This is a genomic window from Vibrio sp. 10N.261.54.E10, assembly GCF_002877735.2.
GTDB lineage: Bacteria > Pseudomonadota > Gammaproteobacteria > Enterobacterales > Vibrionaceae > Vibrio > Vibrio crassostreae_C.
Map to the genome: position 1 here is coordinate 1,628,481 of NZ_MCXE02000001.1, position 20,356 is coordinate 1,648,836.

The following is a 20,356-nucleotide window of genomic DNA, read 5'->3' on the forward strand; positions in this document are numbered from 1 at the left end:
ACCGATATTATTAAGAGCGAGTCCAACCATTGATATTTGTAGTGACGATTACGTTTTTTTATCGACAGATCGACTTAAAATGACAGGTAAGGAATTACAAGGTTTTAGGGTAAAAAACAGGCTGAAGCGCATTAAATATAAAGCAATTTCTCACATTAAATTAGGGAGAAAAAATGTGCAGAAACCAAAAGATTTTTAGTAAATTGAGTGAGGTTAAGTCAGAGTTGTGACAAATATAAGCACTTCACAATCTGAACTCTCGCTATCACCAACACAGCTTGTGTCCCGCGATTCGATGCCGATAAACACTTCATTCTTCCTACTAGAACTCGCTCACTTCAATGTTGTAACCGCTCAATTTTTGAACTTTTCTCGCGCATATCTTGTATTCGGTTCAATCTTCTTGTAATTTTAACTGACCAACCAATCGGTCAGCCTTCGAATTTAGGGGATACTATGAGCCATAATCTAGACCTTGAACCAAACACGTCGAGCACCAACGACATGGATCAAATATTCAACCGACAACAAGATCACTACCGTAACAACGTTAATCCAACACTTGATCAGAGACGAAATGATCTCTCAGTCTTGAAAAAACTATTAATGCGCTACCAAGAGCAGTTAATTGAAGCGGTATCAGAAGATTATGGCCATCGAGCAGAGCACGACAGCTTAATTGCTGACATCACCCCTTCCCTACACCAGATCAATTACAGTGATAAAAACCTGAAGAAGTGGTTGAAGCCTTCACGTCGAAAAGCCGGCTTGATGCTAACACCAGCCAAGATTACTGTGCATTATCAGCCAGTAGGTGTGGTTGGTATCATCGTGCCTTGGAACTTCCCAGTCATGCTCTCTTTAGGCCCTCTGATCACAGCGTTAGCAGCGGGCAACACGGCGATGCTCAAGATGTCGGAGTTTACTCCAGCGACCAACCGAGTTTTAAAAGCGATGTTGGCCGAAGGCTTTAGTGAAGATCAGGTTGCGATTATCGAAGGCGAAGCTGACGTTTCCGCTAAATTTAGCCAACTGCCGTTTGACCATATCCTTTTCACAGGCTCAACCGCTGTGGGTAAACACGTTATGAGAGCAGCGGCTAACAACTTAACACCAGTTACCTTGGAATTAGGCGGCAAATCTCCAACCATCATTGCCCCTGACTTTGATGTAGCTGACGCTGTTGAACGTATCTTGTTTGCCAAGAGTCTAAACGCTGGCCAGATATGTGTAGCGCCTGATTACATCTTATTGCCGCGAGAAAAATCAGACGAGTTCATCACAGCCTATAAGCGTTATTTCAAGAAGCTTTATAAAGCCGGTATTGAGAGCAAAGACTTAACCTCAGTGATCAACATGCGCCAATACAATCGCTTGAAAGGTGTCATTGAAGACGCACAAGCCAAAGGCGCGGTTATTCACACCGTCACCGAACAAGCACAAGACGATGTAAACCACAGAATGACGCCGCACCTTCTCACCGAAGTGAACGATGAGATGCTCGCGATGCAAGAAGAGCTGTTTGGTCCTGTTTTGCCTATCGTGCCTTATGATTCCATCGAAGAAGCAATCAATTACATCACAGAGAGAGAACGCCCACTGGCTCTGTACCTAATGAGCCATAATAAAGAAACCCAAGACAAGCTTTTATCAGACACGCACTCTGGCGGCGTGTGTATTAATGATTCTTTGGTGCATGTGGCTGCAGAAGACGCACCATTCGGTGGCATCGGCCCTTCAGGCATGGGACACTATCACGGCATTGAGGGCTTCAAGACCCTTAGCCATGCCAAAACCGTTCTAAGTAGAGGAAAAATCAACTTCACCAAGTTAATGCATCCTCCTTACAACAACCCAATCAAGAAACTGATGTTCAAAGTACTCAATAGATGATCACCAAAAGACAAAAAATCCTAGATGCTGCACTCCTGCTCTTCTCTCAACAAGGGCTAGAGGGCACATCTACCGGACAAATAGCGAAAACAGCCGGCGTGGCAAAAGCGACGTTGTTCCACCACTTCGAGAATAAATCTCTATTGATTGATGAACTGTTTCGCGAGCTGAAGCTAGAGCTATTCTCGACCCTTCAACCGCACACTGATGTGGCTGTAGAAGATCGCTACCAAACCTTTAAGTTCATGTGGATCACAGGAATTGAGTGGGCATTAGAGAATCCGGTTGCGATGAAGTTCTTCACCAATGTTCATTTCGACCCAACGACTCAAACTCGAGAAGTGATTGTTTCACAGATGTTCGCATCGCTAGACGAGATCATTTTGAAAGGGCAACAAGATGGTGAATTGATGGTGTTGGACATTAACCTTGTTAGACACTTCATTCATAGCCACTTTCTGATTTGTGCAAACTGGCTGATTGAACAAAGCGAGTCTCCACCAGAGCAAACATCGAAGTACATCAACGATAGCTTTGATATGTGTTGGCGCGCCGTTGGTGGGCAAACCAAGTAGCTTTAGCTTTAAGCCCAAGGCTCTAAGCTCTAAGCTCTAAGCTCTAAGCTCTAAACCCAAAGATATAAGTTCTAGACTCAACTGATTTCCAATAATGATCACTAAAGCGCCACAAAGGCGCTTTAATTATTTGAACACAATTTAATCACCTCAACATATTGACTCAGAGTACTTTCTTTCAGTACCATCCCACCATCATTTCAAAAGAGAATAACGCCATAATGAAGTACTAACATCCTGACATCCGATTTATTTTTATAAAAATCATTTGGACACTCGGGGTTAGTGGGCGTTACTTCGTCATCTATTTTCGCGACAAATCAAGTTCTTAAAGATCCGTATTTTGACAACATGTATCTTGCAGAACTGTACCTCAAAGACAGAAATTGTCTCAGCGCAGCTTTTCTATCTTTGATTGGTCATCTACCTAAGTAACGTCTTGGTGATCTATTCTTAGACTCCTATGTTGGAGTCTATGTAGAAAAGCGCCTCACCCCTTTTACTCGTTTACACGTAAAGGGAGGTATTTTTATGCCTACTATATTAGCCAACAATCTCTCATTCCAGCTCGATACTGGTGAGTGGTTATTCAAAGACATCACCTTTAGTTTGAGCAGTCGCCTGACAGGCTTAGTCGGAAGAAATGGGGCGGGAAAGTCACTACTGCTTTCATTACTGGTCGGGCAAACACAACCCACATCAGGCAGTGTTTCCAGACAAGGCTCGATCGGCTTTTACTCCCAGTTGCCTTCAAAGCTATTGGATAGCACAACCAGCATTGCTGACTTCTTGGGGATCACCGAAAAGTTAGACGCATTACATGCCATAGAACAAGGCAGCTGCGAACTTCAGCCCTTCAATATCGTTGGCGAGGATTGGGATTTAGAGGCGCGTACCCAGCAGTTGCTAGGTACATTAAAGATCACTCGTGATTTGAACACACTTTGTTGCTCTTTGAGTGGTGGGCAACTCGCCCTGTTACAGCTTCATCAGCTATTCGTATCAAATAACGACATACTGATCCTCGATGAGCCTTCGAACCATTTGGATAACGACGGACGCAATTGGCTACTAGAACAATGCCAGTTGTTTGAAGGTAAGGTACTTGTCGTCAGCCATGATCGAAGCTTATTGAGACAAATGGAAGGTACCTACCATCTCAACAGTTTGGGGTTACGTTTCTATAAAGGAAACTACGATGACTACTTCAAACAAATGTCGAATCAGGCCGATGCACTAGATAAACAGATTGCACATCACCAATCCGAAAAGAAACGACTGGAGCGCCAAGCTCAAGCTAATAAGGAAAAAGCACAGCAACGTGAGTCTCAAGGTAATCGACTCAGAAAGTCCGGTAGCCAACCCAAGATATTATTGGATGCGATGAAAGATAAAGCAGGACGAACGCAAGGAGCATCAGCCACTAGTCAAAAGAACTTAAAGGACCAAAACCAACATAAGCTTCAATCTCTTAAAGAACAAAAGGAACAACTAAAACCACAGGCCTTGTATCTACAACAGAGTAATAACAGTAAAAAGAGCTCTTTGTTAACCGTTGAAGATTGCCATCTGAGTTTTGGTTCTGACGCTCGTATCAACTTTTCTATGTCGCAAGGTGAACGGTGTTATCTCACTGGTGCAAACAGCTGCGGAAAGTCGACGCTGTTAAAGGCCATTCATGGGCAACACTCGAACTATACAGGTTCCATTAAACGCTTAGGGTCCACAGTATACTTGGATCAACACTTTGGACTATTAGACACCAACGACACAATGTTCGATAGCCTGGTGACACATAGCGGCAGCATGACAGAAAGTGACGCACGAACCTTGTTAGCTGGTATTGGATTCAGACGAGACTCCGTCTACCGCAAAATAGCTCACCTAAGCGGTGGAGAGAAAATGAAACTGGCGATGTTGATCGTCAGCCATAAACAGGATTCGCCATTACTGCTGCTAGATGAACCAGACAATCACCTAGACATCGACTCGAAGCAAATATTGGCTTCGGCTCTGCGTGAATACCAAGGCGCATTCATCTTGGTCAGTCATGATAGCGATTTTGTTGAGGAGGTCGGCGTTAGCCAAAACCATATCCAGCTTTAACCTTCGTAAATTCGTTCACTTAGTTTAGTTAAGCGAGTATTCTTCCGGATACTCGCCTTTCTTGATTGAGACAAGTAAACTACGCGCCTCGAACATCTATTCATAAGGCTAAGGTTTGCATACTCTAGAACAATTAAAATCAGGGCAACTTAAAGGTATTAAGCGCTTAAAACTGTCGGAAAGTCTCACCGAGTTTCCTCTAGAAATCATAGAGCTTGCAGATTCTCTTGAGATCCTAGACCTTTCAGGTAATCAGCTGTCAGACCTACCAGCCGAGTTATCAAAGCTAACTAACCTGCGTATTATCTTCGCGTCGAATAACCTGTTTACGCACCTGCCTGATGTTCTAGGGTCACTTCCTAAGCTCGAAATGGTTGGCTTCAAAACCAACCAAATCAAAACCGTTAGCGAACAATCTCTGCCGACTCAACTACGTTGGTTAATCCTGACCGACAATGAGATTGAGGCCCTGCCTAGCTCACTAGGTGAAAGACCGCGACTACAGAAACTGGCATTGGCGGGTAACAAGATTCGCGTGTTACCAGAAAGCATGGAAAACCTATCCAACCTTGAGCTAGTTCGCCTGTCTGCAAACCAGTTGACTGAATTCCCAGAGTTCCTTATCAAGCTACCAAAACTGACTTGGTTAGCGTTTGCGGGTAACCCGTTTTGCAAACACCCTAGCAGCTTAGATAGCGTGCCTGCGGTTAGCTCTCAAAGCTATTCACTGAATCAAGTACTTGGCCAAGGCGCATCTGGCGTGATCTCGCATGCAAGCTGGCTAAACAGCGACTTCGATTTTCCACAGGAAGTGGCGGTTAAAGTGTTTAAAGGCGAAGTCACCAGTGACGGCTACCCACATGATGAACTGGAAGCGTGCTTGCAGGCTGGACACCATAACAACTTGGTAAAATCTATCGCCCAAGTAGAGGAACAAGATTACCTAGCTTTGGTGATGGAACTCATTCCAAACAGCTACTACAACCTAGGGCTACCACCAACACTCGAGACTTGCACGCGTGATACTTTCCCAGAAGGTTTCGAACTTTCAATTGCTCAAATCAATAGCATTACAGAGCAGATGATTGATGTGTTTGAACACCTTCATGCCAATAAAGTCTCTCATGGTGATCTATACGCTCACAACACTTTAGTGAACGAACAAGGTCAGATGATCTTTGGTGACTTTGGCGCTGCGACTATCTACGGCTACCTAACTGAAGAACAGCAACAAGGTATTCGCCGAATTGAAGCACGTGCATTGAAGTACTTTATTGAAGACCTACTGACGATTTGTGCAAAGCAAGATCAAGACAGCGAGCTTTATACTCGATTGGCGAACTTCGAAGCTTAATAGAAGTATTCAGTCAGATTGAAGACAACAAAGCCAACATCATGAACTGACCCCCAATAGTTGGACACCAATTATTGGGGGTCTTTTTATGTCCAAATATAGCCGTGAGCTAAAATGTATCATTGCTAAGCAATACTTAGATGGCACGTCATCTCTCTATTTAGCAAAACAATATTCAATTTCTTCAAGGCAGATACGGTATTGGGCTCAAGTCTTTGCCATCCATGGTACTGATTCATTTTTACCAACTAAGCATGCCGCGACTGCTCAAACAAAACGAAAAGCATTGAATTTAATGTGGACGAATGAATGGTCTCTCACGCACACTAGCGCTGTATTAAACCTCTCATCCCCTGGGATACTCTCTGTCTGGCTCAAAAGATTTAATGAGCTCGGTATCAAGGGGCTCAAAATGCGCCAGAAAGGAAGACCCTCAATGAAACAGCAACCTCAACGTACCACTAAGCCTGATAATGAAATGACACTTGAGGAGCTAAAAGAGGAGTTGGTCTACTTACGAACCGAGAATGCCGTTCTAAAAAAGTTGGAAGAGTTGGAGCAGGAAAAAAACCGTCGAACAAAGAAAAAGCGGTCATAGCTCTAACTCTTAAAGGCAAGTACCCGCTGAAGCACTTACTGCAGACTCTACAGCTGGCAAAAAGTGTCTTTTATTATCAAGCTCAAACAAACAAGCGCCCAAATAGCTACGAACGTGAGCTGCGGTTGATAAAGTCAATTTATCATGAACATAAGGGTCGATACGGCTACCGCCGTATTCACTTGGAACTAAAAAATCAGGGGTTCGTGCTTAATCACAAAACGGTTCAAAGGCTTATGGCTCAGCTCAACCTTAAATCGACGGTCAGGATTAAAAAGTATCGTTCATACCGAGGAGAGTCTGGAACAGCTGCTCCTAACCTGCTTGAAAGAGATTTTAGTGCGACTCAACCCGATGAAAAGTGGGTAACTGATGTCACGGAGTTCAAAGTCAAAGAGCAGAAAGTATACTTGTCTCCCGTGGTCGACTTGTTTACTCAGGAGGTAGTTGCTTATAGAGTGGCCAAAAATGCCTGCTTGCCGCTTGTCACGGATATGCTAACGGAAGCCATATCAAAGCTCAAACCCAACTCAAAGCCAATTATACATAGCGATCAAGGTTGGCAATATCGTCATCGACAGTATCAGAAAAAGGTAGCGGAGAGTGGGTTAACACAAAGCATGTCGAGAAAAGGTAACTGCTTGGATAATGCGGTTGCTGAAAACTTTTTTGCTTTACTCAAAACAGAGATGTATCACAACCAAAGCTTTGAAGATGCAGATGCTCTGATAGAGCAAATTAAAGAATACATCGAGTACTACAATACCAAACGTATAAAAGTGAAACTAAAAGGCCTGACTCCGATAGAATATCGAACTCAGGCCTTGAAAGCCGCTTAACAGAAATGTCCAACTTTACGGGGTCACTTCAATCACTGTTGGCTTTTTTATATGCTAATTAAACGAACCAGCGTTTAGCTTTCAACTTGAACAAGCTTCAAGTACGAATGCAGCTCTCCGCTCTTATACTCAACCGCAGAGTGAATATTAAGGTCAGCACGAGCCACAACAGCAAACTGGTAGCAGTTCTCACCCTTCAGAATCTCGACGTGTAACAAACCGTCTTTTAGTTGCCACTGCCCTGTTGTTTCAAATCGGTCGAACAAACGATATTCAATCAAAGAACCGTCAGCATTGAAGTGCACTTCAGTGATGTAACCGCCGGGGCAGCTCTTCACCCAAACTCGATTCTCGATATCACTGACCGTAAAGTTACGCCTTGTGTCACGCCACGCTAGAAAGCCTTCGCTATCATAAAGAGCAATGTCGAGATCAGTTCTAGAGATTAACGGCTGCTCATTTTGCTCACGACAATAAAGTTGAAGCAAAATTTGCTGAACTGTTTCGCTCTGTAATTCACTCATTGTGGCTTCCCTTTATCATTGCTCTGCGTTAGACGCAGTATTGATCAACAAATTCTATTTAAAGCGGGCTACACAAGCTCGTAAGAAACCACATACAGTTGAGAGATACCCGGGTAGATATCTTGAATCACGTCTTTCAGTACTTGCAGCGTCATGTTCTCTTGCTGAGCATGGAACTCACCTAAGTCATCAAACAAAATTGGCTCAACGCTGATGATCTTAAGATTACAGAACACACGGTCTTGCTCTAGCGTCGATACTTCCACAACACTGCCTGGCTGGTAGTCTCGCTCAGATTCATCACGAATAGTAATCGTCTTCTTGCCAGATAGGATGTCAGTTTCAAAACGTTCGAAGAACGTCATAGTGGTCGGTGCGGTCATTTATTTCGGTCGCTTTACATTTAAAGGTTAGGTAAATGTTTATATACCAGAATGCGTGTTCAAGCGAATAAAAATTAGGTGCGGGATGCGAGATGCGAGATGCGAGATGCGAGATGCGAGATGCGAGATGCGAGATGCGAGATGCGAGATGCGAGATGCGAGAGAGTATGGCAAAGCCAAATTACAGGCAATAAAAAAGGAGAACCGAAGTTCTCCTTTTCTTAAACCTTTAAGCTAACTCTAAATTATAGAGATGCTTTCGCTTTTTCAACTAGAACAGCAAATGCTGCTTTGTCGAATACTGCGATGTCAGCAAGAATCTTACGGTCGATCTCGATAGATGCTTTCTTTAGGCCATTGATGAAACGGCTGTAAGATAGACCATTTTGACGAGATGCCGCGTTGATACGTGCAATCCAAAGTTGACGGAATTGACGTTTCTTGTTGCGACGGTCACGGTAAGCGTATTGACCAGCTTTGGTAACTGCTTGGAAAGCTACGCGGTAAACACGTGAACGTGCTCCGTAGTAACCTTTAGCTTGTTTTAGAACTTTCTTATGACGTGCACGAGCTTGTACACCACGTTTTACGCGAGGCATTATGCTTCTCCTAAACTAAACGAATTTATAAACTAAAAAGAATTAAGCGTATGGCATCATACGTAGAACTTGAGCAACTTCACATTTAGGAAGGATCGAGTTCGGACGTAGCTGACGCTTGTTCTTAGTAGTACGCTTAGTCAGGATGTGACGTTTACCAGCGTGCTTAAACTTAATACCACCAGCAGTTTTCTGGAAACGCTTAGCAGCACCTTTGTTGGTTTTCATCTTAGGCATGATGAATAACTCCGCATTGTTGAGTTGTTAATAACATAGTAATTAGGGCGAATAAAACCCCGCAACCTGAGGCTGCAGGGTTCAATTACTTGCAAAGCCGTTAATTACTTCTTTTTAGGGGCCAACACCATGATCATCTGGCGACCTTCAATTCTCGTTGGGAAAGATTCGACTACTGCAAATTCTTCAGTATCCGCTTTCAAACGATTAAGAACGTCAACACCGATTTCTTGGTGAGCCATTTCGCGGCCACGGAAGCGAATTGTTACCTTCACTTTGTTGCCGTCTTCTAGGAAACCAGTCAGGTTGCGTAGTTTTACCTGATAGTCTCCAATATCAGTTCCAGGTCGGAATTTAATTTCCTTGATCTGAACCTGCTTTTGCTTCTTCTTCTGCTCTTTCGCAGCTTTGCTCTTCTCGAAGAGGAACTTACCGTAGTCCATCACACGACAAACTGGCGGCTCGGCGTTAGGGCTGATCTCTACAAGATCCATACCAGCTTCATTTGCAGCTTCCATCGCTTCAGCGATTGATACTACACCAACAGCTTCGCCGTCTGCGCCAGTTAGACGCACTTCACGAACGCCACGAATGTCACCGTTTAAACGGTGCTGGTTTTGTTTGGCCGGTTGTTGGCCACGTCTTCCGCCTTTAATAGCTATTCCTCCAGATTGAGCTTACGGCTTGAAACCTCGGCTTGGATGTATGAAATAAAGTCATCCACTTTAAATTTGCCAAGGTCCTTACCTTTACGTGTACGTACTGCAATTTCGCCGGCTTCCATTTCTTGGTCACCACACACAAGCATGAACGGTACACGTTTCAAAGTATGTTCGCGGATTTTAAAGCCAATCTTCTCATTTCTCAAGTCTGCTTTGACTCTAAATCCACTTTTTTGCAGTTTTTTCGTAATTTCTTGTACATATTCAGACTGTTTGTCTGTAATGCCCATTACAACTGCTTGTTCTGGCGCCAACCACGTTGGGAAAAAGCCAGCGTATTCTTCAATAAGAATACCAATGAAGCGTTCTAGTGAACCTAAAATCGCGCGGTGGATCATAACTGGCGTGTGACGCTCGTTATCTTCACCTACGTAAGTAGCACCTAAACGTTCTGGTAATGCAAAATCGAGCTGCACTGTACCACATTGCCAAGCGCGGTCCAAACAATCATGCAAAGTAAATTCAATCTTAGGTCCGTAGAACGCACCCTCGCCTTCTTGAATCTCGTATGCAATGTCCATTGCCTCTAGCGCTTGCTTAAGGTCAGCCTCTGCACGGTCCCACATTTCGTCTGAACCTACACGCTGTTCTGGACGAGTAGATAGCTTAACAACGATGCTTTCGAAGCCGAAAGTTGTGTAAGTATCGTAAACCATTTCAATACAAGCTTTAACTTCTTGTTGAACTTGGTCTTCAGTACAGAATACGTGAGCATCATCTTGAGTGAAGCCACGAACACGCATAATGCCGTGAAGTGCGCCAGACGGCTCGTTACGGTGACATGAGCCGAACTCAGCCATACGTAGCGGTAGATCACGGTAAGATTTCAAACCTTGGTTGAAGATTTGAACGTGACCAGGACAGTTCATTGGCTTGATAGCGTATTCACGGTTCTCTGAAGAAGTAGTGAACATCGCTTCAGCGTACTTATCCCAGTGACCAGAGCGTTCCCAAAGAACACGGTCCATCATTAATGGGCCTTTAACTTCTTGGTAATCGTACTCAGTCAGTTTTTGACGAATAAATACTTCTAGCTCACGGAAGATAGTCCAACCGTTGTGGTGCCAGAACACCATGCCTGGTGCTTCTTGCTGCATGTGGAATAGGTCAAGCGCTTTACCGATTTTACGGTGGTCACGTTTAGCCGCTTCTTCTAGGCGCACAAGGTGAGCTTTAAGTGCCTTCTTGTCGTGGAATGCAGTGCCGTAGATACGTTGAAGCATCTTGTTGTCACTGTTACCACGCCAATATGCACCCGCTACGTTAAGTAGAGTGAAGTGCTGACAGAAGCTCATGTTAGGCACGTGCGGGCCACGACACATATCGATGTATTCTTCGTGATGGTACAGACCTGGACGATCGTCTTTAGAAACATTCTCGTCCAAGATTTCAATCTTGTAAGTCTCGCCGCGAGCTTCGAATGCGTCGCGCGCTTCCTGCCAGCTAACTTTCTTCTTAACAACCTGATACTTGGTCTTCGCTAGCTCTTTCATACGCTTTTCAATCTTTTCTAGATCTTCTTGCGTTAGAGAGTGCTCAAGGTCGATATCGTAGTAGAAACCGTTATCGATGGTGGGACCGATCGCCATTTTCGCTTCTGGAAAAAGCTGCTTAACCGCGTGGCCTAAAAGGTGAGCACAAGAGTGACGAACGATCTCAAGGCCATCAACTTCATCTTTAGCAGTGATGATTTCTAGGCTTGCATCGTTTTCGATAAGATCACAAGCATCAACTCGCTCGCCGTCTACACGACCAGCAATGGTTGCTTTCGCAAGACCAGGACCGATTGATAGGGCAACATCTAGAGTTGATACAGGGTTGTCAAATTGACGCTGACTACCGTCAGGAAGAGTAATAATTGGCATTATTTGTCCTTTACAGTGGTGTTACACACCAAGCAACACATGAAAATGTTTAATATATGTCTTTCAATCAACGAGTACGCTGATTGGGGATATATGCATAATAAATATACCCACATAGAAGCAAATACAGATGCCACATCTGTGAGTAGCCGAACATTGTAACGAAATTATATGAAATGACAATGTTAGTCCCGCAGCACCACAAAACTATATGACTGAAATGTCTCTTCTATATAGATCCTTCTAACGCCTAACCCATAGTTCAATCAGTAATTCGTTGGCTTTATCTACAATACAAAAAAGCCGAACGGATAAGTTCGGCTATAGAAATCGTACTGTCTTGTCTCTATTAATAGAAAAAGCGACTACTAACAGAAAGGGAACTACGCACTCATGATTCTTGATACAGCGTTGCGAATGTCTGAGTCGGCCGCATTAGCAGGTAAGCTGAATGAGATGTATTGGTCGCCGCGGAAGCTCATTGAGCGGTCGATTTCTGCTAGGCAGTGAACCATTGAACCTTCAACGATGAATGACAGCTCGATCTCTTTATTATTCATGAAGCCGCCGCTGCGAAACTCAATCTCTTGGTAACAGCCCGAACGAGAAGCAAAGCTGTTGCCTTTTAAGAAGCCCTTCTCTACGTCTGCTTTCACCATTGCCATGCCCGATGCTTCCACACCTTGGATAATTTTAGCGACTGTTGGCAGTGGATGAACGGAGATAAAGTCACGGTCTTTAGGATCAATCGCAAAGCCGATATCTAGGTTGGTTTCAACCCACACATGGCATTGGTTCATTTGTGCGTTCAACGCGGTGACTGGTGTTTCATCATTTAACTTAAGACGGAACGGCACCAATTTGGTTTCACCCGGTTGGATCACAAATGGTTCTACCGCTTGAATACGACCCAACGAAAAGGTTTCGTAGCTGGTGCTATCTTCCGTTTCTACTTTTACTTCTGTGTTGAGAACCAAGTTGATCAGGTCGATTTGTTGCTCAACGTCACCACCAACAATGTGAACATTGCCAGACAACTCTCCACCTTGGAAAACTTCAATATTATCTAAGACAGTATCAACCTTTGCTGCACCGATGCCCAACGAGGCCTTTAATTTCTTAAACATATTATTTCCCTTTCTAATTATCTGATTTACGAATAGTTATTGCGTGACAATTTGCGACACTTGCCTCACAGAATCAAGCAATTTGCCCCATCTATGTTGAATAAGGTCACATTGCCCGAGGAAATGTTGAAATCGTGAAAAATTCCGTTACTCTATTTGTATAGTCAAATAAGGTTTCATTATGTCGAAAGCACCGCTCTACCTTCAGATAAAACAGTTCATAGATGACAAGATCAGCAGTGGTCATTGGCCGGTGGGTTACCAAATCACCACAGAACTCGAACTTACCGAGCAGTTCAATGTGAGTCGAATGACGGTCAATAAAGCCATTCGAGATCTTGTGTCTGAAGGCAAGCTCATCAGGAAACCAAGACTGGGGACTTTTGTTTGTGAACCCGACGAAAAAGCGCAATCTCCGTTGCTTGATATCAACAACATAGCGCAAGAGATCAAAGACCGAGGCCAAACGTATACTAGCCAGGTTATCAAGCACGATAGTATCAAGGCTGATGAAAGCACGGCTACACGGTTAGGTGTGATGATTAACGCAGAAGTGTTCTATAGTGAAATCATACACTTTGCGGACAACGCACCGATTCAATTGGAAGCGCGCTGGGTGAACTCTCAAGCCGCTCCAAAATACCTAGAGCAAGACTTTTCAACCTCTACGCCCAACGAATACCTTTCAAAAAGCTGCCCGTTAAGTGCTATCGAGCACACGGTTGAAGCCATTATTCCAGATTCTCAAATCAGAACGTCACTAAAGCTATCTGAATCAGAACCTTGCCTTCTTTTGAATAGAAGAACATGGAGCAAAGAACGCCTCATCAGCTTTGCATTGCTCTACCATCCTGGCTCTAAGTACAAATTAAGCTCCAAGATACTTCTAGATTAAAGAACATCATCCTGATCGCCGATCACATTTTTGCAACATCAACTTGATTCGGGTCAGCGTTTAGCCTATTTATTTGTATATACATTTAATATTTAGCAAAGATCTAGGTGATTATGAATTTGATCCTCAAAAACGCACGAGTGGTCTCCATGAGTTCGGGAGCCGACGGTTATCAGCCCTCTTCCCCTCAAGATATCGTTATCGAAAGCGGTAAAATCGTGTCCATCTCTTGTTCAAACCAAGGCGTACTTGCTTATGAGGTAGAACAACCGAGCACTGATAACTCTGCGGATTACATCACCTATGATTGCAAAAACAAGCTCGTTACCCCAGGTCTGATTGATTGCCACACTCACCTCGTATTTGCAGGCAATCGCGCCAACGAATTTGAACAGCGTTTGAATGGTATCTCTTACACCGACATCGCCAAACAAGGCGGCGGGATTCTTGCGACAGTCACTGCAACACGCGCAGCGCAAGAGTCTGAACTGGTTGAAATGGCACTACCTAGACTCGATGGCCTGCTAAGAAGTGGCGTAACCAGCATCGAAGTAAAATCGGGCTATGGTTTAACACTTGAAGACGAACTCAAGATGTTACGTGCAGCTAAAGCGTTAGAAAATCATCGCCGAATTAAGATCACTACCACTCTCCTTGCAGCACACGCAGTACCGCCAGAATACAAAGAACAACCAGATCGTTACATAGATCTGGTTTGCCAAGAGATCATTCCTAAAGCTGCGGGGCAAGGGCTCGCCGATGCAGTTGACGTGTTTTGCGAATCTATCGGCTTCAACCTAGAACAAACCGAACGTGTATTTGCAGCAGCCAAAGCACATGGCCTCGCGATTAAAGGCCACACTGAACAACTTTCGAATATGGGTGGCAGCGCGCTTGCAGCTAAATACGGCGCACTCTCTGTTGACCATGTTGAATACCTTGATGAAACCGGAGTAAAAGCACTGGCAGAATCAGGCACAGTTGCCACCTTGCTACCCGGTGCTTTCTACTTCCTGAAAGAGACTCAACAGCCACCTATTGCTTTACTTCGTGAACACAAAATCCCAATGGCGATCGCGACCGACCTAAACCCCGGCACATCTCCCTTTGCAGACTTAACCCTGATGATGAACATGAGCTGCACCCTGTTTGGTACGACGCCTGAAGAAGCGCTACGCGGTGTAACTTGTAACGCGGCGGCTGCCATTGGTGAGTCACAAACCAAAGGCAAAGTCGAAATCGGTTATGCCGCAGATTTGGCTATCTGGAACATCGACCACCCTGCAGATCTAAGCTATCAAGTCGGTGTTCCTCACCTGCATAAACGCATTGTTAATGGCGAGGTGTGTCATGACTCAATCTAAATCCAACGCTATCCAAGATAACGCAACAACCGTGCATAACTTTGTGTGGACCGGACGTAATGATCTTGAAGATGGCGCACTCGGTACTCGCGTTCATCACATTACCAAGCAAGTGCAAAGTAGTGAGTTAAGTGACAAGCTGACTGACGGTGATATCGCCTTGGTAGGCTTTGCCAGCGATGCCGGTGTTGCAAGAAATAAAGGACGCGTGGGCGCGAAACAAGCACCTAACTTGATACGCCAAGCATTGGCGAATATGGCTTGGCACAGTGACGCACACATCGCCGATCTTGGTGATATCGAGTGCAATGATGGTCAATTAGAAGTCAGCCAAAAACAGTGTGCTTCTGTGATTGCCAATGCCTTAGCAACCAACAAAGTGATTACCCTTGGCGGTGGTCACGAGGTGGCTTGGGCAACGTTCCAAGGTCTCGCTGAGCACCTAAATAAAATTCAATCAGAACACAATCCTAAGATCGGCATCGTTAATTTTGATGCTCACTTTGATCTTCGTGAATTTGAAAGCGACATCACCGATGTTAAACCGAGCTCCGGCACGCCTTTTAACCAGATCAGTGATTACTGCCACGCACATCAATGGCCGTTTCATTACGCTTGTCTTGGTGTGAGTGCCGCCAGCAATACCAAAGCGCTGTTTAACAAAGCTGACCAACTGGGCGTGTGGTATGAACACGACCGCAACATGACCCAAGTGAATCAAGTCGCTCAACTGATCAAGTTACAAAAATTCATCGTTGAGTGTGATTATCTCTATCTCACCATTGATCTCGATGTTTTCCCCGCAGCTACTGCGCCGGGCGTAAGTGCACCAGCGGCAAGAGGCGTGAGCTATGAAGCGCTTGCTCCTTTTCTAGAACAGATTTTCCAACACAGTGAAAAACTCATTATCGCGGACATAGCGGAATACAACCCAGACTACGACGTCGATGGCCAAACGGCTCGATTAGCGGCTCGTTTATGTTGGGATATTGCCAGTGCAATGGCCAGCGACTAATCCAGCTATACCGATAACTACAACTACAACTACAACTACAACTACAACGATATAACGTGAAACAGAAGGAATTCCAAAATGACGGAACACCACAACAGTGACCCTCGTCTCGACACGACTCGCGAAATTCGCGCACCTCATGGCACCACTTTGCGCGCTAAATCTTGGTTAACAGAAGCACCACTGCGTATGCTGATGAACAACCTAGACCCTGATGTGGCAGAACACCCACATGCACTGGTTGTTTATGGCGGTATTGGTCGCGCTGCGCGTGATTGGAAATGTTATGACAAGATTGTGGAAGTATTGGAGCGTTTAGAGGACGACCAAACCTTACTTGTTCAATCAGGTAAACCTGTGGGCGTGTTCCCGACTCATAAAAACGCACCTCGCGTACTGATCGCTAACTCGAACCTTGTTCCACACTGGGCGAACTGGGAACACTTCAACGAGCTCGATAAAGAAGGCTTGATGATGTACGGCCAAATGACAGCAGGCAGCTGGATTTACATTGGTTCACAAGGCATCGTTCAAGGTACTTACGAAACCTTTGTCGCTATCGCGAAGAAGCACTTCCAAGGTGAAGCAAACGGCAAGTGGGTTCTAACGGGCGGTCTTGGTGGAATGGGCGGCGCTCAACCTCTTGCTGCAACGATGGCTGGCTTCTCAATGATCGCAGTGGAGTGTGATGAATCACGAATCGACTACCGCTTGCGTACTGGCTATGTAGACAAAAAAGCCACCAGCTTAGATGAAGCGATGGCAATGATTAAAGAGTCAGACACGCCAATCTCTGTTGGCTTATTAGGTAACGCCGCAGACGTCTTCCCAGAGTTAGTTGAACGCAATATCACACCTGATGTGGTGACTGACCAAACCTCTGCCCACGATCCTCTTAACGGCTACTTGCCGCAAGGTTGGACGATGGAGAAAGCCGCACAAGAGCGCTCCATTGATGAAGCAAAAGTGGTCAAAGCCGCTAAGCAATCTATGGCGATTCAAGTACAAGCGATGTTAGACCTGCAATACCGCGGCGCAGCGACCGTGGATTACGGTAATAACATTCGCCAAATGGCACTGGAAGAAGGCGTAGAAAACGCGTTTGATTTCCCAGGTTTCGTTCCGGCTTATATTCGACCTTTATTCTGCGAAGGTATTGGTCCTTTCCGTTGGGCGGCACTATCTGGTGACCCAGAAGACATCTACAAAACAGACCAAAAAGTAAAAGAACTGATTCCAGACAACCCACATCTACATAACTGGCTAGATATGGCACGTGAACGCATTCAGTTCCAAGGCCTACCAGCTCGTATTTGTTGGGTTGGCTTGAAAGACCGTGAACGCTTAGGCCAAGCATTCAATGAAATGGTCAAAAATGGCGAACTTAAAGCACCGGTTGTTATTGGTCGTGACCACCTAGATTCAGGTTCAGTAGCAAGCCCGAACCGCGAAACAGAAGGCATGATGGATGGATCAGATGCCGTATCAGATTGGCCTCTATTGAACGCCCTTCTAAATACGGCAGGTGGCGCAACATGGGTTTCTCTGCACCATGGTGGTGGCGTTGGCATGGGCTTCTCACAACACTCAGGAATGGTGATTTGTTGTGACGGCAGTGAAGATGCATCGCAGCGCATTACTCGTGTACTTCACAACGACCCAGCAACAGGCGTTATGCGTCATGCTGATGCGGGTTACGATATTGCCAAGCAGTGTGCTAAAGAGCAGAAGCTTGATTTACCTATGCTAAACGAAGAACTTCGTCGCCTTTAACTTCTGGAGAGAACATGTTGAATTTATTACTTAAACCAGGACTTCTAGGCCTGCCTGAACTTCGAAAAATCAGCCGTAGCCCTGTAAACTTATCACTCGATCCAGCAGCGATTCCTGATATTGAAGCGAGCATGCACGTTGTAGAACAAGTGATTGCTGAAGATCGCACTGTGTATGGCATCAATACGGGTTTTGGCTTATTGGCAAATACCAAAATTGCGCCTGAAGATTTAGAAGTACTACAGAAAAGTATCGTACTTTCTCACGCTGCGGGCATTGGCAAGTTCATGTCTGATGAAACCGTACGCTTGATGATGGTATTGAAGATTAACAGCTTGTCTCGCGGTTACTCTGGTATCCGCCTCAAAGTGATTAACGCTCTTATCGATCTTGTGAACGCGCAGGTTTACCCGTGTGTTCCACAAAAAGGCTCAGTAGGCGCATCTGGAGATCTTGCTCCCCTCGCCCACATGAGTACCGTTCTGCTAGGTGAAGGCCAAGCACGCCACAACGGCAAGATCATCACTGGCTTAGAAGCAATGCAGATCGCAGGTCTTGAACCAATCACACTTGCGCCGAAAGAAGGCTTAGCGCTGTTAAACGGCACACAAGCATCGACTGCCTTTGCATTAGAAGGTCTGTTCGCAGCGGAAGACTTGTTTGCGTCTGCAACCGTATGTGGTGCAATGTCTGTTGAAGCTGCACTGGGTAGTCGTCGTCCGTTTGACCCTCGAATTCATCGCGTTCGTGGTCATCGTGGTCAAATGGATGCCGCGCTTGCTTATCGCCATATGCTTGATCAAAAGAGTGAGATTGGTGAATCACACACTTGCTGTGAAAAGGTTCAAGACCCTTACTCGTTGCGCTGTCAGCCTCAAGTGATGGGTGCCTGTTTACAGCAAATTCGTAATTCAGCAGAAACGTTAAACGTTGAAGCGAACTCGGTATCGGATAACCCACTGGTATTTGCTGAAGACGGCGACATTATTTCAGGTGGTAACTTCCACGCAGAACCTGTGGCAATGGCAGCGGATAACCTAGCACTTGCGATTGCAGAAATTGGTAGCCTTTCTGAACGAAGAATGGCACTGCTGATTGATAGCGCACTAAGCAAACTTCCACCTTTCTTAGTCGATAACGGCGGCGTTAACTCAGGCTTTATGATTGCTCAAGTAACGTCTGCTGCTCTGGCAAGCGAGAATAAAACACTGGCACACCCAGCTTCAGTAGACAGCCTTCCAACATCGGCAAACCAAGAAGATCATGTATCTATGGCAACCTTTGCGGGTCGTCGACTGCGTGACATGGCAGAAAACACCCGTGGCATCTTGGCTGTTGAATACTTAGCAGCAGCACAAGGCTTGGATTTTAGAGCACCAAATCTCTCTTCTCCTCGAGTAGAAGAAGCAAAACAGATACTGCGCGAGAAAGTCAGCTTCTACGACAAAGATCGCTACTTCTCACCAGATATCGAGCAAGCTAACTTATTGCTCAAATTGTCTGTACACAACCACTTAATGCCTGAAGGTATTTTGTGTAGCTTCTGAGTCGTGAAATAACACGTCATATAAACAAGGGCTATCGATTAGCCCTTGTTGCATTGAGCCAGTCACCATATCCCCTCAAAATCGTCACATACCATCCAACGTATTTATCTAATCGACTGATATATAAGCAAAGTTAACTGGATAGACCATTAGAACGAAGTTAGTTAGCTATAATCCACCCCAGATTTGATGACTAATAGCGATACTATGTTTCTGACACCTTACTTTTCTACTGAAGACAATCAATTTCAATTCACTCGTGAACAAGCAAGCCACTTTGCTAAAAAAGTAGCTGGCGATTTCAACCCGATTCACGATGAAGACAACAAGCGCTTCTGTGTACCTGGCGATCTTTTATTTGCAGTACTTCTGCAAAAAGAAGGCATCAGCCAAAAAATGCGTTTTGATTTTTCAGGTATGGTTGGTAACGGTATTGCGTTAAGCGTTGACAACAAGTGTGAAAAAGAGAGCTCACTTATCGATGCAAATGGTAAAGAGTACCTACACATGTCTTGTGAAGGTGAGAAGAGCCATGATCAAGCATTCATCGAGCACGTAGTAACAAACTACGTTAAGTTCTCTGGCATGAACTTCCCACACATCATGGTTCCTCTTATGGAAGAACAACAAATGATGATCAACTGCCAACGTCCTCTAGTGATTTACGAGAGCATGGAAGTTGAATTTACTCGCCTAGACCTGTCTCACCCAGAAGTTGAATTCTCTGGCGCGACTTTTGATGTTGAAGGCAAACGTGGCATCGTGACCCTGAACTTCGATTTCAAAGAAGACGGCGAAGTAGTAGGTAAAGGCGTGAAGCGTATGGTAGCAAGTGGCCTTAAGCCATACGACCAAGCTTCTGTAGACGACCTAGTAAACCGCTTCAACGAACGCAAAGAGATGTTTCTAGCTCAGTTCACAGCCGCTGCTTAATCAGCTC

Annotated in this window: 19 protein-coding genes; 12 read left to right on the top strand and 7 right to left on the bottom strand. The window is 45.0% G+C overall.

Annotated features, from left to right (window positions below):
* The first annotated feature begins 456 nt into the window (after window positions 1-456).
* The 6 genes from BCU07_RS07090 (at window position 457) to BCU07_RS07115 (ending at window position 7,365) form a co-directional block, all read left to right on the top strand.
* Entirely contained in the window at window positions 457-1,893 is a 1,437-nt protein-coding gene (locus tag BCU07_RS07090) for a coniferyl aldehyde dehydrogenase (RefSeq protein WP_017070227.1), read from the top strand.
* Window positions 1,890-2,468, top strand: coding sequence for a TetR/AcrR family transcriptional regulator (locus tag BCU07_RS07095; RefSeq protein WP_017066051.1), 579 nt, complete (start codon window positions 1,890-1,892; stop codon window positions 2,466-2,468). Before BCU07_RS07090 ends, BCU07_RS07095 begins: the two co-directional genes overlap by 4 nt.
* A gap of 531 nt (window positions 2,469-2,999) precedes the next feature.
* The gene (locus BCU07_RS07100) at window positions 3,000-4,574 is read left to right on the top strand and encodes an ABC-F family ATP-binding cassette domain-containing protein (protein WP_102428224.1); all 1,575 of its coding nucleotides are present in this window, start codon (window positions 3,000-3,002) and stop codon (window positions 4,572-4,574) included.
* Between the two features lie 115 nt (window positions 4,575-4,689).
* The gene (locus BCU07_RS07105) at window positions 4,690-5,928 is read left to right on the top strand and encodes a leucine-rich repeat-containing protein kinase family protein (RefSeq protein WP_102428225.1); all 1,239 of its coding nucleotides are present in this window, start codon (window positions 4,690-4,692) and stop codon (window positions 5,926-5,928) included.
* A gap of 88 nt (window positions 5,929-6,016) precedes the next feature.
* A complete protein-coding gene (locus BCU07_RS07110) occupies window positions 6,017-6,526 on the top strand; it encodes a helix-turn-helix domain-containing protein (protein ID WP_029236503.1) in 510 nt (169 codons plus the stop codon).
* The gene (locus BCU07_RS07115) at window positions 6,523-7,365 is read left to right on the top strand and encodes an IS3 family transposase (protein WP_106427183.1); all 843 of its coding nucleotides are present in this window, start codon (window positions 6,523-6,525) and stop codon (window positions 7,363-7,365) included. The genes BCU07_RS07110 and BCU07_RS07115 overlap by 4 nt, the downstream gene beginning before the upstream one ends.
* 74 nt (window positions 7,366-7,439) lie before the next feature.
* Here the strand turns inward: BCU07_RS07115 and BCU07_RS07120 are convergent, their stop codons facing one another.
* The 7 genes from BCU07_RS07120 to BCU07_RS07150 form a co-directional block, all read right to left on the bottom strand.
* The gene (locus tag BCU07_RS07120; RefSeq protein ID WP_017063604.1) at window positions 7,440-7,889 is read right to left on the bottom strand and encodes a hypothetical protein; all 450 of its coding nucleotides are present in this window, start codon (window positions 7,887-7,889) and stop codon (window positions 7,440-7,442) included.
* A gap of 68 nt (window positions 7,890-7,957) precedes the next feature.
* Window positions 7,958-8,272, bottom strand: a complete 315-nt coding sequence (gene yqfB, locus BCU07_RS07125; protein WP_017063603.1) for a N(4)-acetylcytidine aminohydrolase — start codon at window positions 8,270-8,272, stop codon at window positions 7,958-7,960.
* 245 nt (window positions 8,273-8,517) lie between these two features.
* The gene (rplT, locus tag BCU07_RS07130) at window positions 8,518-8,871 is read right to left on the bottom strand and encodes a 50S ribosomal protein L20 (RefSeq protein ID WP_004733517.1); all 354 of its coding nucleotides are present in this window, start codon (window positions 8,869-8,871) and stop codon (window positions 8,518-8,520) included.
* Window positions 8,872-8,913: 42 nt separating this feature from the next.
* Entirely contained in the window at window positions 8,914-9,108 is a 195-nt protein-coding gene (rpmI, locus tag BCU07_RS07135) for a 50S ribosomal protein L35 (RefSeq protein WP_004738430.1), read from the bottom strand.
* Between the two features lie 104 nt (window positions 9,109-9,212).
* Window positions 9,213-9,764: a translation initiation factor IF-3 gene (gene infC / locus BCU07_RS07140; protein WP_076654893.1), complete on the bottom strand. Its 552-nt coding sequence runs from the start codon at window positions 9,762-9,764 to the stop codon at window positions 9,213-9,215.
* A 2-nt stretch (window positions 9,765-9,766) separates the two neighbouring features.
* Window positions 9,767-11,695 (bottom strand): threonine--tRNA ligase, encoded by a 1,929-nt coding sequence (thrS, locus tag BCU07_RS07145; RefSeq protein WP_016768282.1) that lies wholly within the window; start codon window positions 11,693-11,695, stop codon window positions 9,767-9,769.
* A 383-nt stretch (window positions 11,696-12,078) separates the two neighbouring features.
* Window positions 12,079-12,822: a sporulation protein gene (locus tag BCU07_RS07150; protein ID WP_016789246.1), complete on the bottom strand. Its 744-nt coding sequence runs from the start codon at window positions 12,820-12,822 to the stop codon at window positions 12,079-12,081.
* A gap of 181 nt (window positions 12,823-13,003) precedes the next feature.
* On the opposite strand from BCU07_RS07150, the gene hutC reads away from it, so the two are divergent.
* From hutC to BCU07_RS07180, 6 genes are all read left to right on the top strand, one after another.
* Window positions 13,004-13,717, top strand: coding sequence for a histidine utilization repressor (gene hutC / locus BCU07_RS07155; RefSeq protein ID WP_017059778.1), 714 nt, complete (start codon window positions 13,004-13,006; stop codon window positions 13,715-13,717).
* Between the two features lie 113 nt (window positions 13,718-13,830).
* Complete coding sequence (hutI, locus tag BCU07_RS07160; RefSeq protein ID WP_102428042.1) at window positions 13,831-15,081, top strand: imidazolonepropionase; 1,251 nt, start codon at window positions 13,831-13,833, stop codon at window positions 15,079-15,081.
* The gene (gene hutG, locus BCU07_RS07165; RefSeq protein WP_102428043.1) at window positions 15,068-16,096 is read left to right on the top strand and encodes a formimidoylglutamase; all 1,029 of its coding nucleotides are present in this window, start codon (window positions 15,068-15,070) and stop codon (window positions 16,094-16,096) included. The genes hutI and hutG overlap by 14 nt, the downstream gene beginning before the upstream one ends.
* A gap of 78 nt (window positions 16,097-16,174) precedes the next feature.
* Window positions 16,175-17,869 (top strand): urocanate hydratase, encoded by a 1,695-nt coding sequence (gene hutU / locus BCU07_RS07170; protein WP_102428044.1) that lies wholly within the window; start codon window positions 16,175-16,177, stop codon window positions 17,867-17,869.
* A gap of 14 nt (window positions 17,870-17,883) precedes the next feature.
* The gene (gene hutH / locus BCU07_RS07175; protein ID WP_102428045.1) at window positions 17,884-19,416 is read left to right on the top strand and encodes a histidine ammonia-lyase; all 1,533 of its coding nucleotides are present in this window, start codon (window positions 17,884-17,886) and stop codon (window positions 19,414-19,416) included.
* 207 nt (window positions 19,417-19,623) lie between these two features.
* A complete protein-coding gene (locus BCU07_RS07180) occupies window positions 19,624-20,349 on the top strand; it encodes a DUF3581 domain-containing protein (RefSeq protein ID WP_017067089.1) in 726 nt (241 codons plus the stop codon).
* Window positions 20,350-20,356 lie beyond the last annotated feature (7 nt).

Bases quoted from the DNA above. Each gene is read 5' to 3' on its own strand.
- hutC (WP_017059778.1), top strand. From the start codon at position 13,004: ATGTCGAAAGCACCGCTCTACCTTCAGATAAAACAGTTCATAGATGAC.
- BCU07_RS07120 (WP_017063604.1), bottom strand. From the start codon at position 7,889: ATGAGTGAATTACAGAGCGAAACAGTTCAGCAAATTTTGCTTCAACTT.
- BCU07_RS07180 (WP_017067089.1), top strand. From the start codon at position 19,624: ATGTTTCTGACACCTTACTTTTCTACTGAAGACAATCAATTTCAATTC.
- BCU07_RS07090 (WP_017070227.1), top strand. From the start codon at position 457: ATGAGCCATAATCTAGACCTTGAACCAAACACGTCGAGCACCAACGAC.
- BCU07_RS07100 (WP_102428224.1), top strand. From the start codon at position 3,000: ATGCCTACTATATTAGCCAACAATCTCTCATTCCAGCTCGATACTGGT.
- hutU (WP_102428044.1), top strand. From the start codon at position 16,175: ATGACGGAACACCACAACAGTGACCCTCGTCTCGACACGACTCGCGAA.
- hutI (WP_102428042.1), top strand. From the start codon at position 13,831: ATGAATTTGATCCTCAAAAACGCACGAGTGGTCTCCATGAGTTCGGGA.
- BCU07_RS07150 (WP_016789246.1), bottom strand. From the start codon at position 12,822: ATGTTTAAGAAATTAAAGGCCTCGTTGGGCATCGGTGCAGCAAAGGTT.
- rplT (WP_004733517.1), bottom strand. From the start codon at position 8,871: ATGCCTCGCGTAAAACGTGGTGTACAAGCTCGTGCACGTCATAAGAAA.
- BCU07_RS07110 (WP_029236503.1), top strand. From the start codon at position 6,017: ATGTCCAAATATAGCCGTGAGCTAAAATGTATCATTGCTAAGCAATAC.
- thrS (WP_016768282.1), bottom strand. From the start codon at position 11,695: ATGCCAATTATTACTCTTCCTGACGGTAGTCAGCGTCAATTTGACAAC.
- yqfB (WP_017063603.1), bottom strand. From the start codon at position 8,272: ATGACCGCACCGACCACTATGACGTTCTTCGAACGTTTTGAAACTGAC.
- hutH (WP_102428045.1), top strand. From the start codon at position 17,884: ATGTTGAATTTATTACTTAAACCAGGACTTCTAGGCCTGCCTGAACTT.
- rpmI (WP_004738430.1), bottom strand. From the start codon at position 9,108: ATGCCTAAGATGAAAACCAACAAAGGTGCTGCTAAGCGTTTCCAGAAA.
- BCU07_RS07095 (WP_017066051.1), top strand. From the start codon at position 1,890: ATGATCACCAAAAGACAAAAAATCCTAGATGCTGCACTCCTGCTCTTC.
- hutG (WP_102428043.1), top strand. From the start codon at position 15,068: ATGACTCAATCTAAATCCAACGCTATCCAAGATAACGCAACAACCGTG.